Annotated in this window: 20 protein-coding genes; 17 read left to right on the top strand and 3 right to left on the bottom strand. The window is 66.4% G+C overall.

The window, feature by feature from the left end:
- Positions 1-78: 78 nt before the first annotated feature.
- From aspS to OVO38_RS04665, 16 genes are all read left to right on the top strand, one after another.
- Complete coding sequence (gene aspS / locus OVO38_RS04740; RefSeq protein WP_095554936.1) at positions 79-1,881, top strand: aspartate--tRNA ligase; 1,803 nt, start codon at positions 79-81, stop codon at positions 1,879-1,881.
- 103 nt (positions 1,882-1,984) lie between these two features.
- The gene (locus tag OVO38_RS04735; RefSeq protein WP_267207869.1) at positions 1,985-3,244 is read left to right on the top strand and encodes a phosphotransferase; all 1,260 of its coding nucleotides are present in this window, start codon (positions 1,985-1,987) and stop codon (positions 3,242-3,244) included.
- An 11-nt stretch (positions 3,245-3,255) separates the two neighbouring features.
- Positions 3,256-4,641 carry a replication-associated recombination protein A gene (locus OVO38_RS04730; protein ID WP_416358571.1) on the top strand — a complete coding sequence of 462 codons (1,386 nt, stop codon included), beginning with the start codon at positions 3,256-3,258 and terminating at the stop codon, positions 4,639-4,641.
- Positions 4,642-4,737: 96 nt separating this feature from the next.
- Positions 4,738-7,407 (top strand): alanine--tRNA ligase, encoded by a 2,670-nt coding sequence (gene alaS / locus OVO38_RS04725; protein WP_267207868.1) that lies wholly within the window; start codon positions 4,738-4,740, stop codon positions 7,405-7,407.
- 162 nt (positions 7,408-7,569) lie between these two features.
- Positions 7,570-8,067, top strand: coding sequence for a Holliday junction resolvase RuvX (ruvX, locus tag OVO38_RS04720; protein WP_095536644.1), 498 nt, complete (start codon positions 7,570-7,572; stop codon positions 8,065-8,067).
- Positions 8,064-9,215 (top strand): endolytic transglycosylase MltG, encoded by a 1,152-nt coding sequence (gene mltG / locus OVO38_RS04715; RefSeq protein ID WP_144716920.1) that lies wholly within the window; start codon positions 8,064-8,066, stop codon positions 9,213-9,215. Before ruvX ends, mltG begins: the two co-directional genes overlap by 4 nt.
- Positions 9,216-9,227: 12 nt before the next feature.
- The gene (locus OVO38_RS04710; protein ID WP_267207867.1) at positions 9,228-10,082 is read left to right on the top strand and encodes a shikimate dehydrogenase; all 855 of its coding nucleotides are present in this window, start codon (positions 9,228-9,230) and stop codon (positions 10,080-10,082) included.
- 50 nt (positions 10,083-10,132) lie between these two features.
- Positions 10,133-10,606, top strand: a complete 474-nt coding sequence (locus OVO38_RS04705; RefSeq protein ID WP_267207866.1) for a prepilin peptidase — start codon at positions 10,133-10,135, stop codon at positions 10,604-10,606.
- A gap of 12 nt (positions 10,607-10,618) precedes the next feature.
- The gene (gene aroC / locus OVO38_RS04700; protein WP_267207865.1) at positions 10,619-11,884 is read left to right on the top strand and encodes a chorismate synthase; all 1,266 of its coding nucleotides are present in this window, start codon (positions 10,619-10,621) and stop codon (positions 11,882-11,884) included.
- Positions 11,871-12,485 (top strand): shikimate kinase, encoded by a 615-nt coding sequence (locus OVO38_RS04695; RefSeq protein ID WP_095536641.1) that lies wholly within the window; start codon positions 11,871-11,873, stop codon positions 12,483-12,485. Before aroC ends, OVO38_RS04695 begins: the two co-directional genes overlap by 14 nt.
- Before the next feature lie 90 nt (positions 12,486-12,575).
- Positions 12,576-13,652, top strand: a complete 1,077-nt coding sequence (gene aroB, locus OVO38_RS04690) for a 3-dehydroquinate synthase (RefSeq protein ID WP_267207864.1) — start codon at positions 12,576-12,578, stop codon at positions 13,650-13,652.
- 2 nt (positions 13,653-13,654) lie between these two features.
- The gene (gene aroQ / locus OVO38_RS04685) at positions 13,655-14,092 is read left to right on the top strand and encodes a type II 3-dehydroquinate dehydratase (RefSeq protein WP_095276369.1); all 438 of its coding nucleotides are present in this window, start codon (positions 13,655-13,657) and stop codon (positions 14,090-14,092) included.
- Positions 14,093-14,126: 34 nt separating this feature from the next.
- Positions 14,127-15,218, top strand: coding sequence for an aminopeptidase P family protein (locus tag OVO38_RS04680; RefSeq protein WP_267207863.1), 1,092 nt, complete (start codon positions 14,127-14,129; stop codon positions 15,216-15,218).
- 84 nt (positions 15,219-15,302) lie between these two features.
- Positions 15,303-15,866 (top strand): elongation factor P, encoded by a 564-nt coding sequence (gene efp, locus OVO38_RS04675; RefSeq protein ID WP_095276375.1) that lies wholly within the window; start codon positions 15,303-15,305, stop codon positions 15,864-15,866.
- Positions 15,866-16,495: a transcription antitermination factor NusB gene (gene nusB / locus OVO38_RS04670; RefSeq protein WP_095536637.1), complete on the top strand. Its 630-nt coding sequence runs from the start codon at positions 15,866-15,868 to the stop codon at positions 16,493-16,495. Before efp ends, nusB begins: the two co-directional genes overlap by 1 nt.
- 115 nt (positions 16,496-16,610) lie before the next feature.
- Positions 16,611-17,453 carry a PPK2 family polyphosphate kinase gene (locus OVO38_RS04665; RefSeq protein ID WP_095536636.1) on the top strand — a complete coding sequence of 281 codons (843 nt, stop codon included), beginning with the start codon at positions 16,611-16,613 and terminating at the stop codon, positions 17,451-17,453.
- Here the strand turns inward: OVO38_RS04665 and OVO38_RS04660 are convergent.
- From OVO38_RS04660 to OVO38_RS04650, 3 genes are read right to left on the bottom strand one after another with little or no spacing between them, the layout of a single operon-like run.
- Positions 17,450-17,908: a YbjN domain-containing protein gene (locus tag OVO38_RS04660; RefSeq protein WP_095536635.1), complete on the bottom strand. Its 459-nt coding sequence runs from the start codon at positions 17,906-17,908 to the stop codon at positions 17,450-17,452. The genes OVO38_RS04665 and OVO38_RS04660 overlap by 4 nt on opposite strands.
- Complete coding sequence (locus OVO38_RS04655; RefSeq protein WP_267207862.1) at positions 17,898-18,449, bottom strand: YbjN domain-containing protein; 552 nt, start codon at positions 18,447-18,449, stop codon at positions 17,898-17,900. The genes OVO38_RS04660 and OVO38_RS04655 overlap by 11 nt, the downstream gene beginning before the upstream one ends.
- Before the next feature lie 24 nt (positions 18,450-18,473).
- Positions 18,474-19,808 (bottom strand): TIGR01777 family oxidoreductase, encoded by a 1,335-nt coding sequence (locus OVO38_RS04650; protein WP_267207861.1) that lies wholly within the window; start codon positions 19,806-19,808, stop codon positions 18,474-18,476.
- Positions 19,809-19,979: 171 nt separating this feature from the next.
- Here OVO38_RS04650 and pyrR point away from each other — a divergent pair, with 171 nt between their 5' ends.
- Complete coding sequence (gene pyrR / locus OVO38_RS04645; RefSeq protein ID WP_095276762.1) at positions 19,980-20,588, top strand: bifunctional pyr operon transcriptional regulator/uracil phosphoribosyltransferase PyrR; 609 nt, start codon at positions 19,980-19,982, stop codon at positions 20,586-20,588.
- Position 20,589: the final 1 nt, after the last annotated feature.

The following is a 20,589-nucleotide window of genomic DNA, read 5'->3' as shown; positions in this document are numbered from 1 at the left end:
TCAACGCTTGACGACGCCTACGGGTAGAGTTTTTGGCGTTCAAGTTTTGCCCTCACGTGGAAGGACGTGGAAGAGACCGTGCTGCGCACTCACCTTGCGGGTGATCTCCGCAAAGAACTCGATGGACAGACCGTTACGCTCACCGGTTGGGTGGGCCGACGCCGCGACCACGGCGGCGTGATCTTCATCGACCTGCGCGACCGTTCCGGCCTGGCGCAGGTTGTGTTCCGCGAATCCGAGGTGGCGGAGGCCGCGCACGACCTGCGCAGCGAGTACGTCATCCAGGTCACCGGCGTGGTTGAACCGCGCCCGGAGGGCTCGCAGAACCCGAACCTGGCCTCCGGCGAGATCGAGGTCAACGTCTCCGAGCTCACCGTGCTGAACAAGGCGGCCGCGCTGCCGTTCCAGATCGAGGACGCCTCCTCCAGCGAGGTCGGCGAGGAGACCCGCCTGAAGTACCGCTACCTGGACCTGCGCCGCGAGCGTCAGGCGAACGCGCTGCGCCTGCGCGCGAAGGCGAACCAGGCCGCCCGCCGCGTGCTGGATGAAAACGGCTTCACCGAAATCGAGACGCCGACGCTGACCCGCTCCACCCCGGAGGGCGCGCGCGACTTCCTCGTCCCGGCCCGCCTCCGCCCGGGCAGCTGGTACGCGCTGCCGCAGTCCCCGCAGCTGTTCAAGCAGCTGCTCATGGTCGCCGGCATGGAGCGCTACTACCAGATCGCGCGGTGCTACCGCGACGAGGACTTCCGCGCCGACCGCCAGCCGGAGTTCACCCAGCTGGACGTCGAGGCGAGCTTCGTGGACCAGGACGACGTCATCGCCCTGGCCGAGCAGATCGTCACGGAACTGTGGAAGCTGATCGGCTACGAGATCACCACCCCGATCCCGCGCATGACCTACAAGGACGCGATGGAGAAGTACGGCTCGGACAAGCCGGACCTGCGCTTTGACATCCAGCTGCAGGACTGCACCGAGTTTTTCAAGGACACCACCTTCCGCGTCTTCAACGCTGAGTACGTCGGCGCTGTTGTGATGGACGGCGGCGCCTCCCAGCCGCGTCGCCAGCTCGATGCGTGGCAGGACTGGGCCAAGCAGCGCGGCGCCAAAGGCCTGGCCTACATCCTCGTGCAGGAGGACGGCTCCCTGGGCGGCCCAGTGGCCAAGAACATTACGGACGAGGAGAAGGCCGGCATCGCCGACCACGTCGGCGCGAAGCCGGGCGACTGCATCTTCTTCGCTGCGGGCGAGACCAAGGCCTCCCGCGCGCTCCTCGGCGCTGCCCGTGGCGAGATTGCGAAGAAGCTCGACCTGATCAAGGACGGCGACTGGGCGTTCACCTGGGTCGTCGACGCGCCGCTGTTCGAGCCGTCTGCGGACGCCACCGCGTCCGGCGATGTCGCCCTCGGCCACTCGAAGTGGACCGCCGTCCACCACGCGTTCACCTCGCCGAAGCCGGAGTACTTGGACAACTTTGATAAGAACCCGGGCGAGGCGCTGGCGTACGCCTACGACATCGTCTGCAACGGCAACGAGATCGGCGGCGGCTCGATCCGTATTCACCAGCGCGACGTGCAGGAGCGCGTCTTCGACGTCATGGGCATCAGCGAGGAAGAGGCCCGCGAGAAGTTCGGCTTCCTGCTCGACGCGTTCGCGTTCGGTGCACCCCCGCACGGCGGCATCGCCTTCGGCTGGGACCGCATCGTATCCCTGCTCGGCGGCTTCGACTCCATCCGCGACGTCATCGCGTTCCCGAAGTCCGGCGGCGGCGTCGACCCGCTGACCGACGCGCCCGCCCCGATTACGAAGGAGCAGCGCAAGGAGTCCGGCGTGGACTTCAAGCCGAAGGCCGACGAGAAGGCCGACGAGAAGGCTGAGTAAGAGCCAATTCGGTTCCACGGCCCCGGGAATGGCGGAAACGTCGCGCCCGGGGCCACTGGTATGTCACACTGAGAACCGAGTAACCCGCAAGGAGAGGTTCAGCATGGACCAAGAGCAGATCATCGCCGAGGCGGAGGAGATTCTCACTCGGCGCTACGGCGGCACCCAGACGCTCGGCGAGGTACAGCGTCTGGGGGGCTCCGGCGTTGCCAGCGTGTTCCGTGCCCGCGTGTCCAACAACCCGTTCCTGCAGCACCGGACCGTCGTGGTGAAGTACTCGCCGGAGACCGGCAACGTGCTGGAGGACGCTGCCTTTTTGCGGGAAGTGGTTGCTTACCAGTTCACGACGTCGTTAAGCGAAGATGTCCGGCCAGGCCCGGTCCTCCTTGGCTACGACATTGACCAGCGCATCGTCATCATTTCCGATTCGGGCGAGGGCGACACCCTGGCCACGCTGCTGGACAGCGCGGATGAGGAGCAGCACGTGCAGCTGCTGCGCAACCTCGGCACTGCGCTGGGGCGGATGCACGTCGGCTCGGCCGGGCGCGAGGACGCGTTCGACGTGCTGTTCGCACGGGCGGCCCGCCAGCGCAGCGGAGCGGAAACGATGCAGCACCTGCGCGAGCGCCTGCTCGCGCACCGCTTCGGCTTTGGCCTGGACATGCTCGAACGCAGCGGGCTCGACGTGCCGACGGAGGTTCGGCTGACCGCCGCCAACGTGCGCAAGCGCCTGTTCAAAGGGGGCTCGCGGGCGTTTACTCCCTTTGACCTGTCGCCCGACAACATCATCTACGCGGATCGCACGCAGTTTCTGGACTACGAGTGGGCGGGTTTCCGCGACGTCTCCTTCGACGTGGCGTTCGTGGTCGCCGGGTTCCCGCTCTACGTCTCCGCGTGGGGCTACAGTGACGTGGCCATCGAGGCGTTCATCAGCGCGTGGGTGCAGGAGGTCCGCCGGATCTGGCCCGCATTCCTGCACGAGGAGACGCTCCACGCCCGGATCACCGGAGCCATGGTCGCGTGGGCGCTGTCCAGCCTCTCCGTGATGGGGCAGTTCACCGTCGCCGAGCTTGCGGCCAGTGATGCCGAGCTCGCGCAAGAGCTTATCGACGCCGGCGTCGCACCCCACAGCGAACGGCTCACCGCGCAGGGCGAAGCGGCGAGCGGCGCGGAGACGCTACACGGCGGCTCGGACATCCTCCGCCCGCAGAGCCAGGGACCGTTCACCGAGGAGGAGCAGCTCGTGCGCCGCGACCTGCAGGAAACGTTCGAGGCGCTCGCCGCGTTTGCCGGCACCGGGCGCGACACGGCGTACCTCGTGATCGCTGACTTTGCCCGCACCGTGGCGAAGCGGTTTGCGTAGGCGGGGTGGCAGTGGCACAAGAAGATTTGTTTGGCGGCGGGCTCGGCGGGCCAACTCCCGGCCCTGGTGACCCCGGTGGCCCCGCGGCAGGTCTGCGCGGCGCGAGCTTCTTCGAGGCGGGGCAAACCGCCCCGCTGGCTGCGCGGATGCGCCCGCGCTCGCTGGATGAGATCGCGGGGCAGGCGCATTTGCTCAGCGAGGGGAAGCCGTTGCGCCGCCTCGTCGAGGGCTCGGGCGCCGCCTCCGTCATCCTGTACGGGCCGCCCGGAACGGGCAAGACGACGATCGCGTCGCTGATCGCGCAGACGATGGAGCAGAACTTCGTCGGCCTTTCCGCCCTGTCCAGCGGCGTGAAAGAGGTGCGCCAGGTCATCGACCAAGCGCGGCGCGACCTCATCCGGGGCGAGAAGACGGTGCTGTTTATTGACGAGGTCCACCGCTTCTCCAAAACCCAGCAGGACGCGCTGCTGGGGGCGGTGGAAAACCGGACGGTCCTGCTGGTTGCAGCGACGACGGAGAACCCCTCGTTCAGCGTCGTCGCCCCGCTGCTGTCCCGTTCGCTGCTGCTCAAGCTGGAGTCGCTCTCTCGCGAGGACCTGCGCAAGGTGATTGAGAACGCGGTCGTGGCACAGCGCGGGCTCGCCGGCACGGTGGAGCTGGCGGACGACGCGCGCGAGCAGCTGATCACACTGGCCGGCGGCGACGCGCGGCGCGCGCTGACCTACCTGGAGGCGGCGGCCGAGGCGGTGCCCGCCGACGGGACGATCACGGTGGATACGCTGCGCGACAACGTGAACCGCGCGGTGGTGCGCTACGACCGGGACGGCGACCAGCACTACGACGTCGTCTCCGCGTTTATTAAATCGATCCGCGGCTCCGACGTGGACGCCGCGCTGCATTACCTGGCGCGGATGATCGAGGCGGGCGAGGACCCCCGCTTCATCGCCCGACGCCTGGTCATCCACGCGTCTGAGGACATCGGGATGGCGGATCCGACCGCGCTGCAGACGGCCATCGCCGCGGCCAACGCGGTGCAGTTCATCGGGATGCCGGAGGGCCGGCTCCCGCTCGCGCAGGCGACGATTCACCTCGCCACCGCGCCGAAGTCGCCGTCGGTCATCCAGGGGATCACCCGCGCGCAGCAGGACGTCGCCGCCGGCAACATCGGCGCGGTGCCCCCGCACCTGCGCGACGGCCACTACGAGGGCGCGAAGGCGATGGGCAATGCCGTCGGCTACAAGTACCCGCACGATGACCCCCGTGGCGTGGTGACGCAGCAGTACCTCCCGGACGAGTTGCTCGGCGCGGAGTACTACACGCCGACCGATCACGGCGCGGAGAAGCGGATCCGCGATTTCCTCGGTCGGCTGCGCCGCGTGATTCGGGGAAAGGACTAAGCGCGGGCATTGCTTATCGACGCGCACTGTCTCCGGATTCACACGCCGGGGTAGAGTAGTGCGGGACAAATACGAGCTTTGAAAGGACATCACCTCGTGCAGACACATGAGATCCGTGAGCGGTTTACCAACCACTTTGTTCAGGCAGGGCACACGCCCGTGCCGAGCGCTTCGCTGATCCTGGACGACCCGCAGCTGCTCTTTGTCAACGCCGGCATGGTGCCTTTCAAGCCGTACTTCCTGGGCCAGCAGAACCCACCGTTTGAAAACGGCCTTGCCACCTCGATTCAGAAGTGCGTGCGCACGCTGGATATTGAAGAGGTGGGCGTGACCACCCGCCACAACACCTTCTTCCAGATGGCTGGCAACTTCTCCTTTGGCCAGTACTTCAAGGAAGGTGCGATTACTCACGCGTGGACGCTGTTGACCAACTCGGTTGAGGACGGTGGCTTCGGCCTGGACCCGGAGCGCCTGTGGGTCACCGTCTACTTGGACGACGACGAGGCCCTGGAAATCTGGCGCGACAAGATTGGCGTGCCGGAGTCGCGTATTCAACGCATGGGGATGGAGGACAACTTCTGGTCCATGGGCGTGCCCGGCCCGTGCGGTCCGTGCTCCGAGATTTACTACGACCGTGGCCCTGAGTACGGCAAGGAGGGCGGTCCAGAGGCGGACGACTCCCGCTACATGGAGATCTGGAACCTGGTGTTCATGGAATCCATCCGCGGCGAAGGCGACAAGAAGGGCGGCTTCGACCTGCTTGGCGAGCTGCCGAAGAAGAACATTGATACTGGCCTGGGCATCGAGCGCGTCGCGTGCCTCCTCCAGGGCGTTGACAACGTGTACGAGACCGACCTGCTGCGGCCGGTGATCGACGAGGCCGTGAGGCTCACCGGCACCCAGTACGACGCAGGGAAGCACGAGGATGACGTGCGCTTCCGCGTCATTGCAGACCACTCCCGCACCGGCATGATGATCATCCTGGACGGCGTGACCCCGTCCAACGAGGGCCGCGGCTACATCCTGCGCCGCCTGCTGCGCCGCATCGTCCGCTCCGCCCGCCTGCTTGGCGCCGAGGGCAAGGTGCTTGAGGTCTTCATGAACACGATCATGGACACCATGACGCCTTCGTTCCCGGAGATCGCGGACAACCGGGAGCGCATCTTGCGCGTCGCTGTGGCCGAGGAGCGCGCCTTCCTGAAGACGCTCGCCTCCGGCACCAGCCGCTTCGACGAGGCTGCGTCCGCGCTGCGCGAGTCCGGTGCCACGACGCTGCCGGGTGAGCAGGCCTTCGAGCTGCACGACACCTACGGGTTCCCGATCGACCTGACGCTGGAGATGGCGCGCGAGGCTGGCCTCGACGTGGACATGGCGGCGTTCGACGCGGCGATGCAGGAGCAGCGTGCGCGCGCGAAGGCGGACAATAAGGAGAAGAAGCAGGGCAACATCGACGAGTCGCTCTACCGCGAGTGGGTTGACGCGCACCCCACCGAGTTCGTGGGCTACGGCGAGCTGTCGCACGAGGGCAAGGTGCTCGGCCTCGTGCGCGACGGCGCGAAGGTGAACGAGGCGACGGCCGGCGACGAGGTCGAGGTCATCCTCGATGTCACCCCGATGTACGCCGAGGCCGGCGGCCAAATGGCAGACCGCGGCCGCATCGTGGTGGGCGACACCGTGCTCAACGTCAACGACGTGCAGAAGGTGGGCAAGAAGCTCTGGGTGCACAAGGCCACCGTGGAGCACGGCGGGCTGGACCTCGGCCAGACCGTGACGGCGGAGGTGGACGAGGCCTGGCGCCACGGCGCGCGCCAGGCACACACCGCAACGCACCTGATCCACGCTGCACTGCGCCAGGTGCTTGGGCCCACCGCGGTCCAGGCCGGCTCGCTGAACAAGCCGGGCTACCTGCGCTTCGACTTCAACTACACCGACCAGCTCACCGACGCCCAGCTCAAAGAGATCGCCACCGTGACCAACCAGGCGGTCGACGCGGACTTTGCCGTCAACACCATCGAGACCTCCCTGGACAAGGCCAAGGAAATGGGCGCGATGGCGCTGTTCGGCGAGAACTACGGCGACCAGGTGCGCGTGGTAGAAATCGGCGGTCCGTTCTCCATCGAGCTGTGCGGCGGCACGCACGTCGCGCACTCCTCGCAGATCGGGCCGGTCGCCGTGCTGGGCGAGTCATCTGTCGGCTCCGGCGCGCGGCGTATCGAGGCCTATTCGGGCATGCACTCCTTCGATTATTTCTCCAAGGAGGCGGCTCTGGCTTCCGGCATCGCCGCGGAGCTGAAGACCCCGACCGACCAACTGCCCGACCGCATCGCGCAGCTCACCGAGCGCCTCCGCGCCGCGGAGAAGGAGATCGAGGCGCTGCACCGCCAGCAGCTGCTCGCGCAGACGGCGGGCCTGGCAAAGAACGCGGAGCACGTCGGTGCGTTCAAGCTCGTCGCCGTCCACCTTCCGGACGGAGTGTCCGGCGGCGATCTTCGCACCATCGCCCAGGACGTCCGAGGCAAGCTCGGCACCGAGCCTTCCGTGGTGGCCCTGGCGTCCAACGACGGCGGCAAGGTCCCGTTCGCCGTGGCCGCAAACAAGGAGGCCGTCGCCGCCGGCGTGAAGTCTGGGGACCTGGTCAAGCTGGTCGGCGGCTACATTGACGGTAAGGGTGGCGGCAAGCCGGACCTGGCGCAGGGCTCCGGCAGCAATGCGGACGGCATTACGGCTGGCCTGGCCGCGCTGCGCGAGGAGCTCGCCGGCAAGTAAGCTGCAAATGTAACAAATTGGTCAAGGGACACGCCGTCGGCGTGTCCTGGCCTTTTGTGTGTAGACGGTATTTTGGCTGTGAGCGCCGTACGCGGTTTGACGCTGGCGTCGACTAGCGATTGCTTGTACGCATGAGCCCCGACCTGTAGATCGGAGAAACTTTTGAAGGTTGAGCCTGACACACCGGGCGTCGAAGACCCCGGCCCGGGGCGCAGACTCGGTATCGATGTGGGCACGGTCCGCATTGGTGTCGCGGCGTCGGACCGCGACGCAAAGCTGGCTATGCCGGTGGAGACTGTCAAACGCGTCACCGGGTTTAAGGACCGGGACGGCGAGGACATCGAGCGGTTGCTCGAGCTTATCGACGCCTACGGGGCCGTCGAAGTCGTTGTCGGGCTTCCCCGCGACCTCAAAGGAAACGGCTCCAAGAGCGTGAAGCACGCCAAGGAGATCGCCTTCCGTATCCGGCGGCGCAACGGCGACGTGGCCGTACGGATGGCGGACGAGCGGCTGACGACTGTCGCGGCGACGCACGCGATGCGGGCCTCCGGCCGCAGCGAAAAGGACCAGCGTGCCGTGATCGACCAAGCGGCGGCAGTGGAGATCTTGCAAACGTGGCTTGATGGCCGGCACAACTACCTCAAGGAGAACGAATCGTGACTTCCCGAAACAACGCCCAGCGGCGGACGCGAGGGATCGCGGTCCTTGTCGCCTCAATCCTGCTGATCATCGGCCTCATTGCGTGGATCGCCATTGCGCACCAAACCGCCTCGCCGGACGACTTTAAGGGCGAAGGCAACGGCGAGGAGCAGGTCGTGGAGATCCCCGAGGGCTCGAATATCTCCGCGCTCGGCCCCGAGCTTGAGGAGCGCGGCATCGTCGGCTCCAACAAGGCGTTCCAGGCCGCGGCTGCGAGCGACCCAGACTCCGACAACATCCAGCCGGGCTTCTACCGCCTGGAAAAGGAAATGAGCGCGGAGAGCGCCGTGTCTGCGCTGCTGGACCCGAACAAGAAGGTCACCCCGCTCCAGGTCTACGGCGGCGCGACGCTCATGGACATCAACGTGGTCGGTGGGCAGAAGCGCGAAGGCATCCTCACCATGATTCAGAACGTGACGTGCGGCAGTGAGATGGCGCAGGGCTGCGTGGACGTCGAGCGCCTCAACCACGTGGCGTCCGATGCGGACGCGGCGAGCCTGGGCGTGCCGGAGTGGGCCGTCGAGACGGTGGACGCGCGGAAGGGCGACGCGAAGCGCCTGGAGGGCCTGATCGCACCGGGCGAATACATCATTGACCCGGGTGCAACGGCGGAGCAGATCCTCACGGACCTGATTACCCGCTCCGCTGAGGTATACAACTCCACCGACATCGCGTCCCGTTCAGAAAACGTGGGCCTCAGCCCGTACGAGCTGCTGGTTGCCGCCTCGCTGGTTGAGCGCGAAGCGCCGGCAGGCGAGTTTGACAAGGTTGCCCGAGTGATCCTGAACCGCCTCAACGAGCCGATGCGCCTGGAGTTTGACTCCACCGTGAACTACGGCCTGCCCAACGTCGAGGTCGCGACCACGGACGAGGACCGCCAGCGCGTCACCCCGTGGAACACCTACGCCATGGACGGGCTGCCGCAGACCCCGATCGCCTCGCCGTCCGTCGAGGCCCTCGACGCGATGGAGCACCCCGCCGACGGCAATTGGCTGTTCTTCGTCACCGTGGACAAGGACGGCACGACCGTGTTCAACGAAACCTTCGAGCAGCACCAGGAAGACACGCGCCGCGCGATCGACTCCGGCGTGCTTGACTCCCAGCGGTAGGGGCGGACCAGCATGACGCAGCCACCCACGCACCGCGCGGCGGTCCTTGGCAGCCCAATCGAACACTCGTTGTCGCCCGTGCTCCACACCGCTGGGTACCGGGCTGCGGGCCTCGACGGCTGGGTGTACGAGCGCATCGAGTGCACCGCAGAGACGCTGCCGGCGATTGTGGGTGGGGCCGATCCCACATACCGCGGGTTCTCCGTCACCATGCCCGCCAAGTTTGCGGCCCTGGAGTTCGCTACCACGGCGTCAGAGCGGGCCACAGCGATCGGCTCCGCAAACACGCTCGTGCGTACCGACGACGGCTGGTACGCCGACAACACCGACTGCGAGGGAATTGCCACGGCGCTCTCCGCGCTACTCGGCGCGGCGACGCCGCGCACCGCCTTGGTCATCGGCGCCGGCGGCACGGCGCGCCCCGCCCTGTGGGCGCTGCGCCACGCGGGTGTAGCGCGCATCGACGTGGTGAACCGCTCCGACCGATCGGGCGAGATCGCCTCACTGGTGGAAGGCGTGGACTTCCAGTTCCACGGCTACACCGGCGACCTCGAAGCACTTGCAGTTCGCGCCGACGTCATTGTCTCCACCGTCCCGGCAGCTGCGGTCGCGCCCTACGACGCACAGCTTGGACACGCGCCTGTCCTCGACGTGATCTACAACCCGTGGCCGACGCCGCTGGCGGTGCGAGCCGCCGCTAACGGGTACCCGACGGTCGGCGGGCTCACCATGCTCGCTGGGCAGTCGTACTCGCAGTTCGAGCAGTTCACCGGCGTGACGGCGCCTCGCGGTGCCATGCAAGATGCACTCATGCGCCACTGGGATGAGCTGGTCAGTGGCGCCGGGGAAGCGGGGGCATCGCGCTAGCACCGTGCCCGCTCTGCGGCGCGCGGGGCGGCGGCCTAGACTTTCACCCCATGGGGATTGGGGGAGCGCTCTTCAGCGCGGAATTCGCATTATTTGGGCCAGCCGGCGTCACCTGGCTGGCGCTGTGCACGTTCGTCGGGTGGAGCATGGCGATCGCGCGCATTGACGCGAGGCACTCACGTTTGCCCAATGGGCTGACGGTCCCGCCCGCGCTCGTTGCCCTGGCAGCCTGCGTCGCCTCGCCGTACCTCGCGTGGGGCCTTGTGTGGCCTGCCGCCTACCTCGCTGGCCCCGGCATGGGCGGCGGTGATGTAAAGCTTGCCGTCCCGCTCGGAGTGCTTCTCGCTGCGCTTGGAGGTCCGTTCGCGGTGCTCGCCGCGGTAGGGCTCGCGGGACTGCTCACGGTTGTGCGCGGGTGGATGGCAGGGCGAGCGGCACTGCCGCACGGCCCCCAGATGCTGGCAGCGGCTTGGGCCGTTGGAACATTTGTTGGGCTAAAGAGCTCGATCGCGGCGACGTTGTGAGACAATGCCTTCATGCTTCGTTGGACTACCGCTGGGGAATCCCATGGACAAGCGCTGATTGCGCTCATTGAAAATATGCCCGCCGGAGTGTCGGTGACCCAGGAGGAGATCGGGCACCACCTCGCCCGCCGCCGACTTGGATACGGCCGTGGCGCGCGCATGAAGTTTGAAGCGGACGAGCTGACGCTGCTCACAGGCATTTTGCACGGCAGAACGCTCGGCAGCCCAATCGCTATTCAAATTGGCAATTCCGAGTGGGCAAAGTGGACGACGATCATGTCGCCGCACCCGCTGGATATGGAAGATAACGAGGTGGCAAAGGCGATGTCGTCCGGGCGCGGGGCGCGCCTGACTCGCCCGCGTCCGGGCCACGCGGACTTTGCCGGCATGCTCAAGTATGGGTTCGATTCCGCTCGGCCGGTCCTGGAGCGCTCCTCCGCTCGCGAGACTGCGGCACGCGTCGCGGCGGCAACTGTCGCGCGCTCGCTGCTGCGCGAGACGTTGGGCGTCGAAGTGTTCTCGCACGTGATCTCGATCGGCGAGTCTGCGCCGTACACAGGCCCCGCGCCGACGTTTGCAGACATCGATGCGATTGATGCCTCCCCGGTGCGCGCGTACTCCAAGGAGGACGAGGAGGACATGATGTCCTGCATCGAGGCGGCCAAGAAGTCGGGTGACACCCTTGGTGGCATCGTCGAGGTCATCGTGGATGGCCTGCCCATCGGGCTCGGGTCCCACATCTCTGGCGACCACCGCCTGGACTCGCAGCTCGCTGCCGCGCTCATGGGGATCCAGTCGGTCAAGGGCGTGGAGATTGGCGACGGCTTCGAGGAAGCCCGCCGACGCGGGTCCGAGGCCCACGACGAAATGGTGCGCGACGAGGACGGCGTGCACCGCCTGACTAACCGCGCGGGCGGCTTGGAGGGCGGGATGACGAACGGTGAGCAGCTGCGCGTGCGTGCGGCGATGAAGCCGATCTCCACCGTGCCCCGAGCCCTACAGACGGTCGACATGTCCACGGGCGAGGCCGCGACGGGCATTCACCAGCGCTCCGACGTGTGCGCCGTCCCCGCCGGCGGCGTGGTCGCCGAGGCTATGGTGGCGCTCGTGCTTGCGCGCGCGGTGCTGGAAAAGTTCGGCGGCGACAGCCTTGAGGAGACGAAGCGCAACATCGACGCGTACAACGAAGACGTGCGCCGCCGCCTCAATTTTGCAGACGGCGCGGTGCATGAGGCGGCAGGAGAGAAGAAGGAAGGCAACGCCAATGACGTTCACTGAGTCAGCGCAGGAGCGCGACGAAGCGACCACCCCCGAGCTGGATACCTCGCCGGATTCCCAGCCCACTGCGCAGGCCTCCGTCGTTGCGTCCGTCCCCAGGATCGTGCTGGTCGGCCCGCCGGGCGCCGGAAAATCGACGATCGGGCGCCGGATTGCCAGCGCCCTGAACCTGCCGATCGTGGACTCTGATCTGCTCATCGAGCAATCCGAGGGCAAAGCCTGCGGGGAAATCTTCTCCGAGGTCGGTGAGGAGCGCTTCCGTGAGATCGAGGCAGGGTGCGTTGCACGCGCTCTCGCGACCGGCGGCGTAGTGAGCCTGGGCGGAGGGGCAATCCTCACCGCCTCGACGCGCCAGCTGCTGCAGCGCCACACGGTGGTGTGGATCGACGTGAGTGCGGAGGAGGGCATCCGCAGGACCGCGAACGAGACGTCGCGTCCAGTCCTCAACGCGGATGACCCAGCGCAGCACTACCGCGACCTCCTGGCTACCCGCGAGCCGTTCTACCGCGAGGTTGCGGACTACCGCGTTCGCACGGACCAGCGCCCCCCACAGCGTGTGGTCGCGGAGATTCTGGGGATCATCGAGTCCTCGGAGGAGTAGGCGCGGACAAGCGCGTGCCGGAGCAGGCGCACGAGGGCATTCTGGGGAAGAATCGGACCACACTCGCACCCGTCCACAAAGGAGCACACTATGGCACACGTCGAGGTCACCGGGCCTTCGCCGTACACCATCCACATCGCGCACCGCATTACTGATCAGGTCGCGCCTCGCGCCAAAGAGATTGGGGCGCGCAAGGTGGCGATCGTGCACCAGGCTGCGCTCAAGGCGGTGGCGCGTGGCATCGCGGGCGACCTCGAGGCCGTGGGCGTTCAGCCGGTGATGGCGGAGATCCCGGACGCGGAGGCGGGCAAGTCCCTGGACACGGCAAGCACGCTGTGGGACCTCCTGGGTACGAGCGGCTTCTCGCGCCAGGATGCGGTGATCGGCCTCGGCGGCGGCGCGGCAACAGACATTGCGGGTTTCGTCGCCGCGACGTGGATGCGCGGCATCAAGGTCATCCAGGTTCCGACCACGCTGCTCGCGATGGTGGACGCCGCTGTGGGCGGCAAGACCGGCATGAACACCGAGGTAGGGAAGAATCTAGTCGGCGCGTTCCATGAGCCGGACTCCGTGTTCATTGACCTCGAGCGGATCTTTACGCTGCCGGAGGAGGAGATCGTGTCCGGCTCCGCCGAGTTGGTCAAGACCGGTTTTATCGCGGACCCGAAGATCCTCGACCTCTACCGCGACGGCAGCGCCCGCGGTGAGTGGAATTGGGAGGAGCTGGTGCGCCGCTCCGTCGCCGTCAAGGCGGCCGTGGTCAGCCGCGACCTCACCGAATCCGGGCTGCGCGAAATCCTCAACTACGGGCACACGCTCGGCCACGCTATCGAGCGTCGCGAGCAATACACCTGGCGCCACGGCAACGCGGTCAGTGTCGGCATGATGTTTGCGGCGCACCTCGCGCACGAGCGCGGGCTTATCGACGCCACCCTGCTGGACCTCCACCGCGAGATCCTCACCCTTGTCGGCCTGCCCACTTCGTACGAACCGGGCGCCTTCGACGAGCTATACGAGGCGATGACGCACGACAAGAAGAACCGCGACGGCCGCATCCGCTTCGTGGTGCTCAACGCCCTCGGCTCGTGCACGCGGCTCGAGGATGCAACCGTCGAGGAGATGCGCGCGGCGTACGACGCAATTTCCCAACCCACCCAGGAGGCGTAACTGTGAAAATTCTTGTGCTCAATGGCCCGAACCTCAACCGGCTCGGCAAGCGGCAGCCGGAGGTGTACGGGAGTGAGACGCTGGGGGACGTCGAGAAGCGGCTGCACGATCGCGCAGCCGAGCTCGGTGTGGAGGTCGAGGTGCGCCAGACCAACCAAGAGGGCGAGATGCTGGACTGGGTCCACGAGGCTGCAGACAAACGCTGGCCCGTCATCATCAACCCGGGCGGGTGGACGCACACCTCGGTGGCGCTGCGCGATGCGCTCGTGGAGCTGACGGACCATCGCGGGTTCATTGAGCTGCACATTTCCAACGTGCACGCGAGGGAGGAGTTCCGCCACCACTCGTACCTGTCGCCGATCGCGCGCGGTGTAATCGTAGGGCTTGGCACGCAGGGCTATCTGCTCGCCCTCGAATATTTTGCCAACAACGTAGAGTAGAACTTTCACGTACAACTCGCGTCAGGAGGAAAGAATGTCACTGGCAGATACTCGTTTTGAAACCCGGCGCCGCAAGCTGGCCTCGAGCCTGGCGGCGCAGCGGATCGACGACATGTTGCTGACCCACCTGATCCACGTGCGCTACTTCTCCGGCTTTACCGGCTCCAACGGCACCCTGCTGGTGTCCAAGGACCGTACCGCGAAGGTGGCGACAGATGGACGCTACGCCACGCAGATTTCGGAAGAGGTCCCTGACGTCCCGGCAACGATCACCCGCAAGGTGGCCACCGAGCTGCTGGCGGGAGTGGTGGACGGCCACCGCGTGGGCTTCGAGGCCGACTACGTTAGCGTCTCCGAGCTGGAAGCGCTGCGCAAGGCCTGCCCGGAGGGCGTTACGCTGGTGCCCGTCAGTGGCGCGGTCGAGGAGATCCGCCTGCTCAAGGACCAGCTCGAGCTGACCAGACTCGAGGAGGCGGCCGATTTGGCCACGCAGGCGCTCGAGCAGCTTATCGACGCCGGCGAGCTCGCCCCCGGGCGCTCCGAACGCGACGTCGCTGCGGACCTGGAATACCGCATGCGCAAACTTGGCGCGGAGCGCCCCAGCTTTGACACCATCGTCGCCTCCGGGCCGAACTCTGCCAAGCCGCACCACGGCGCCGGCGAGCGGACGCTGGAAACGGGCGACCTGGTCACCATTGACTACGGCATGTTCCGACTCGGCTTCAACTCCGACATGACGCGCACGTTCGCGCTGGGGGAGCCGAACGATTTCCTGCGCGAGATCTACGAGGTCACCCTGCAGTCCCAGCTCGCCGGCGTTCGCGCGGCGGTACCGGGGGCGAAGCTGGTCGACGTGGATGCCGCTTGCCGCGACGTGATCGAGGCTGCCGGGTACGGCGAGTACTTTGTCCACTCCACCGGGCACGGCGTGGGCCTGGACGTCCACGAGGCGCCGTACGCAGCGAAGACCGGCAAAGGTACGCTGCAGGAAGGGATGACGTTGACCATTGAGCCGGGGATTTACGTTCCGGGGCGCGGCGGCGTGAGGATCGAGGACACCCTGTTCATCACCTCCGGCACGCCGAAGGTGATCACGAAGTTCCCCAAGGACTTGACAGTGCTGTAGCATCGTTGTGTTTGCACACTGTTGAACGCACTGTCTCAACATCGTTGAGCCACGCTTTGTGGCACGCCAGAAGAAAGGTTTCACGTGGCAACTACCGCCGATTTCAAGAACGGCCTCGTACTCAAGAACGAGGGCAAGCTCCAGCAGATCATTGAGTTCCAGCACGTCAAGCCGGGTAAGGGCCCCGCATTCGTGCGCACGAAGCTCAAGGACGTTGTCACCGGCAAGACCGTTGACAAGACCTGGAATGCCGGTGTGAAGGTCGAGACCGCGACCGTGGACCGCCGCGACATGACTTACCTGTACAACGACGGCACGAGCTACGTCGTCATGGACGACAAGACCTTCGAGCAGTTCGAGCTGCCCGCTGACAAGTTCGGCGACGCGGCACGCTTCCTGCTGGAGAACATGCGCGTGCAGGTTTCTTTCCACGAGGGTGAGGCGCTGTTCGCCGAGCTGCCGATCTCCGTCGACCTCAAGGTCGAGCACACCGAGCCGGGCCTGCAGGGCGACCGCTCCTCCGGCGGCACCAAGCCGGCGACGCTGGAGACCGGTGCTGAGATCCAGGTTCCGCTGTTCCTGGAGACCGGCAACGTGGTCAAGGTGGACACTCGCACGGGTGAGTACCTCTCTCGCGTGAGCAACTAATGCCTGACTACAAACGCCACGGGGCGCGCTACCGCGCCCGCCGCCGCGCGGTGGACATCCTCTTTGAGGCCGAAACGCGCGACGTGGATCCGGTGGAAATTGTAGAAGACCGGGCGGAGCTGTCCCGAAACCCACAGAACTCGGTGGCGCCGGTGGCGGACTACACCCGCCAGATCATCTCCGGAGCCGCCGAGCAGCTCGACGACCTGGACGATGCCATTGAGCGCTACCTGGTGGATGACTGGGAGCTGTTCCGCTTGCCAGCCGTGGATCGGCAGATCCTCCGCGTCTGTGCGTGGGAGATCATGTACAACGAGGACGTTGACGCGCCGATTTCAATTAAGGAAGGCGTGGAGATGGCGGCGGAGTACTCCGGTGCGGCGGCGTCGCCGTACATCAACGTCGTGCTCGACGGTATCGCGCAGCGCGGCGCCCCGGAGGCACCGTTCGCCGACGACACTGAGGATGCTGTGGGCGCTGAGGGCGCCGAGGGTACCGAGGAAGCTGGTGTCGGCGAGCAGGAGGCAACGTCTGCCGATGATGCGCAGCGCGCCGTCACCGCTGTCGTCGCCGGCGCCGCGGTCCCGCCCGAATCGCGCTCCGCTGTCGCCGAGAAGCTGGAAAACTAGGCAGCAACGAGAAGAACGTGAAAGAACGTGAAGGTGTTCGCCGAAAGGCGGGCACCTTTCGCTGTATCCTGCGTTGACAGATACAGCACCGTAGGGGAGCAACACAGGAGGAACCATGTCCAAGGTGACGATCGAAGACGCGAAGTCGTTCATGGTCGGGCCCAACTTTCAACTCGACGATGTCGACCCGGCCGCCACCCCAGGCGTGTCCGACGTGGACGACGCGTTCAACGCGTACGACGATGAGCTGAGCGAGCTCCACAAGCTGCTCTTTGCCAACGGCCGCGCGGGAAACGAGGACGCCGGTTCGGTCCTCTTGGTGTTGCAAGGAATGGACACGTCCGGCAAGGGCGGCCTCATCCGGCACGTGGTGGGGCAGACAATGGATCCCCAGGGCGTCCACATTCAGGCGTTTGGCAAGCCGACCGAGGAGGAGGCAGAGCACGACTTCCTCTGGCGTTTCTACCCGCACCTGCCCGAGCCGGGCGGGGTCAGCGTTTTCGACCGTTCACACTACGAGGACGTGCTGGTGCAGCGCGTGAAGCAGATGGCGCCGCCGGAGGAAATCGAGCGCCGCTACGGCGCGATCGTGGACTTTGAAAAGGAGGCGGCCGCCCGCGGCACCAAGATCATCAAGGTGATGCCGCACATTTCCCGCGATTTCCAGGCGGAAAACTTGAAAGACCGCATCGAGCGGGCGGACAAGCACTGGAAGTACAACCCGGGCGATATTGATGACCGCAGATTGTGGTCGCAGTACATGGCCGCCTACCAAATCGCGCTGACCAGGACCTCGACGGATGAGGCCCCCTGGTACTGCATCCCCTCCGACAACAAGAAGTATTGCCGTGCCGTGGTCAAAACCTTGCTTGTCGACGCCCTCGCGTCCCTCGACCTCACGTGGCCGGAAGCCACCTTTGACAAGGACGAGGAACTCAAACGCCTCGCCGAGTCCTAGTCGCGGTTCTCGCGGGCCTGCGTCATTTCGTCGACAAGCGCGCGCATGGCGTCCTGGGCCTGCAAGACGCCGTCGATACTCAGCTTGAGCGCGCTTTGCAGCTGTTCGTCGGTCATGCCGGCTGCGACCTGGGTCTCCGATTCGGTGCGCACGATGAGCGTGTCGGCCTTGTTGACCACGAGCGCGCGTGCGTCGAGGAAGGTCGAGTTCACCTGGTTCGCGGCGAGATAAACCGTGGGGTCGGGGCTGTCCGCCGGGGTCTCGGTCGACGCATCCGCGCGGATGATCGCCACGGAGTCCAGCAGGACGAAGAGGACGTTGAACCCGTTGAGGTTGGCCACCGCGGCGCGGCCGCTGGCGTCGGGTTCGATCGTGACACCGTGCGCGCTCATCGCATCGGCGATGCGATCAATGGTTACGAGCGAGGTGTAGGTTTGTGTGTCTTTAGTGCTCATTGTGCGGGTCCTCCCATGTAACCAGGGTCGGGAACGAGGTGGCCAGGAAATCGAACGCCTGCAGCACGACGTCGATGGAGCTCATGATGAACGCGCCGAGCTGGTTGTGCGACGCGCCGTGGGTAATGTCCATCGAGCGCACCGCGCTGATCGCAATGTGGTCCTCGCCCTGCTCGAAGAAGCGGAGCGTGGGGGCGAAGTGGGTCTGGTTGTGCTCGTTGGTGGCGAGCAGGATGTGGGAGGCCATGTCCTTGGGGATCTCGCCGCGCCACAGGGATTCGAACACCAGGTGATCCTGGTCGATCGCCACGACGATCGCGGCGTTGACAAATCCGGACAGCAGGGTGCCGTTTTCTACGCGGTACTCCAGGTTTTCCGCCTTGAAGATCTCCGCCACCGCTTCAATGGTCACGGGGTGCAGCTGGTTGGCGGGGTCCGCCTGCGCGTCGGCGTTGACCTTGGCAACGGTGTCTTCGTCCGGCGTGGGCGGGATCGTCGCCTCTCCGCCGGTCTGGTCGGGTACGTGTTCGTTGTTAGTCACACGCACGACTGTACCTGGTAGCGCCTACGCCTCGAGGAGGTCCTCGCGTCCCAGCTCGTGGTCCAGCGCGGAGCGCAGCGTGGGGTAGCGCTGCACCCAGCCGTGTTGGCGAGCGACCGCCGCGTCCACCCGCTGGTCCGCGAGCGCAAGCTCGTCGGCTCCCTCCGAGCCGAGCAGTAGCTTTGGTCCGAAGGTCGGGATGGGCAGGACGTCGGGGCGCCGGAGGACCTCCGCGAGGGTGGCGGACATCTCCGCGTTTGTGACGGGCTGCGCGGCCGTCGCGTTCACCGGTCCAGACACCGTGTGATCCAGGAGCGCGCGAACGTAGGTGTCCGTGAGGTCGTCGAGGCTCACCCAGGACATCCAGAACTCGCCGCTGCCAAATCGGGCGCCGAGCCCCGCCGAAACGCTCGCCTTGAGCACGGGAAGGAGTCCGCCCGCTCCAGACAGTGCGAGACCGGTGCGGATCTGCACAGTGCGCAGCCCTTCAACGCGGGCCGCCTCTTCCCACGCCTGGCAGACCTCGGCGAGGAAGCCGGTGCCAACGTGGGCGTCCTCGGCGTGAGGGGAGCCGCCCGCCTCGGTGCCGTAGTACCCGACGGCGGAGGCGGAGATAAACGTGCGCACGCCCGACTCCGCGGCGAGTGCGGCGAGCTTCCGCGTCGGCGCGACGCGCGAGTCCCAGATCCGGCGCTTCTTCGCATCGGTGAAGCGGCCCATGATCGATTCGCCTGCCGGGTGGATTACCGCGTCGACCCCCTCGAGCAGGTCGGGGTGCGGGTTGTCCGGGTTCCACTGGCGCTCGCCGGGGCCGGCGGTGTGGCGGACCAGCGGGATGACGGTGTGGCCCAGGGTGGTCAACTGCGCGCGGAGGTGGGTGCCCACCAGCCCGCTCGAGCCGGTGAGGGCGATGACGAGGGGCGTCGAAGCAGGCAGTGATTGCGCGAAGGCGATGTCGCCGACCAGCTGCCGCTGGCGGTAGGCAAACGCCGGGGTGAGCAGCGGGGCGGGGGTGGGGGTAGACACGGCGTCGAGAAGCACTGTGCTGCCAGCGTCCTCGGCTGAGTCCCGGAACGTGTGACGGTGGCGCCACTTGGTCAGTGCGCGCACCGACTGGTTGGTGGCGACATCCTCAAACGAGCGGGCGAACTCGTACCCGGCGCGCTGGTGCTGCGCCACCCACCGCTGGCCTGCGGGGAGGGCAAAGACGGTGGTTCCGGAGCGAAGCGATGCGGCCTCGGACGCCACTGTCATGGGCAGAAACGGCGGGGTGAGCCGGGTGACCGCCCCCGGGCGCGCGTGCCAATTCCACACCTCGAGGCGGGGTGCGGGGACGGTGTGCTCTGCGGTGATTCCCATGGTCGCTGCTCCGTGACTGTGTTTACGGATCGGGTGCTAGACTGTGTGTCAGTCTCCACCCTAGGCGCTGATGCGCCCAGGGGTATTTGAGAAGACGGCACATTGTGAATATTGCATGCACCAGACAAGCATCCTTTAAATTCCGCACTGTGAGGCGGGGAAGGAGGCATGATGAGTGAAGATAACCGCGCGACCGTAGAGCTGCTGACGGCAGACGACGTCGCGCGCACAATCGCACGCATCGCGCACCAGATCATTGAAAAGACGGCGCTGGATTCGGCGCTGAAGTCAGAGGCGGGCGACGCACCGGCGTCGCCAGTATTGCTCCTTGGCATCCCCTCCGGGGGCGTGCCGTTGGCGCAGCGGATCGCCGCGTCCGTCGAGGAATTCTCCGGCGTAGAGGTCCCCGTTGGAAGTCTCGACGTGACCCTATACAGGGACGACCTGCGCGACAAGCCGCACCGCGCGCTGCGCCCCACAAGCATCCCCGCGCCGCTTGACGGCGCGACGGTGATCCTCGTGGACGACGTCCTATACTCCGGTCGCACCATCCGGGCAGCGCTCGACTCGCTGCGCGACATCGGCCGCCCGGCCGCGATCCAGCTCGCGGTGCTGGTGGACCGGGGGCACAGGCAGCTGCCCATCCGCGCCGACTACGTGGGCAAGAACATTCCGACCGCGCTCACGGAGGACGTGACCGTCACGCTCACGCCGATTGATGCCCGCGACGCGGTCACGCTCAGCCGGACCGCACCGGCCGCCGAAGGAGAGGCGAAGTAGC

This window comes from Corynebacterium sp. Marseille-P8863 (assembly GCF_946902955.1).
GTDB lineage: Bacteria > Actinomycetota > Actinomycetes > Mycobacteriales > Mycobacteriaceae > Corynebacterium > Corynebacterium gottingense.
The sequence above is the reverse complement of the archived record's forward strand: the minus strand, read 5'-3'. Positions and strand labels throughout refer to the sequence as shown.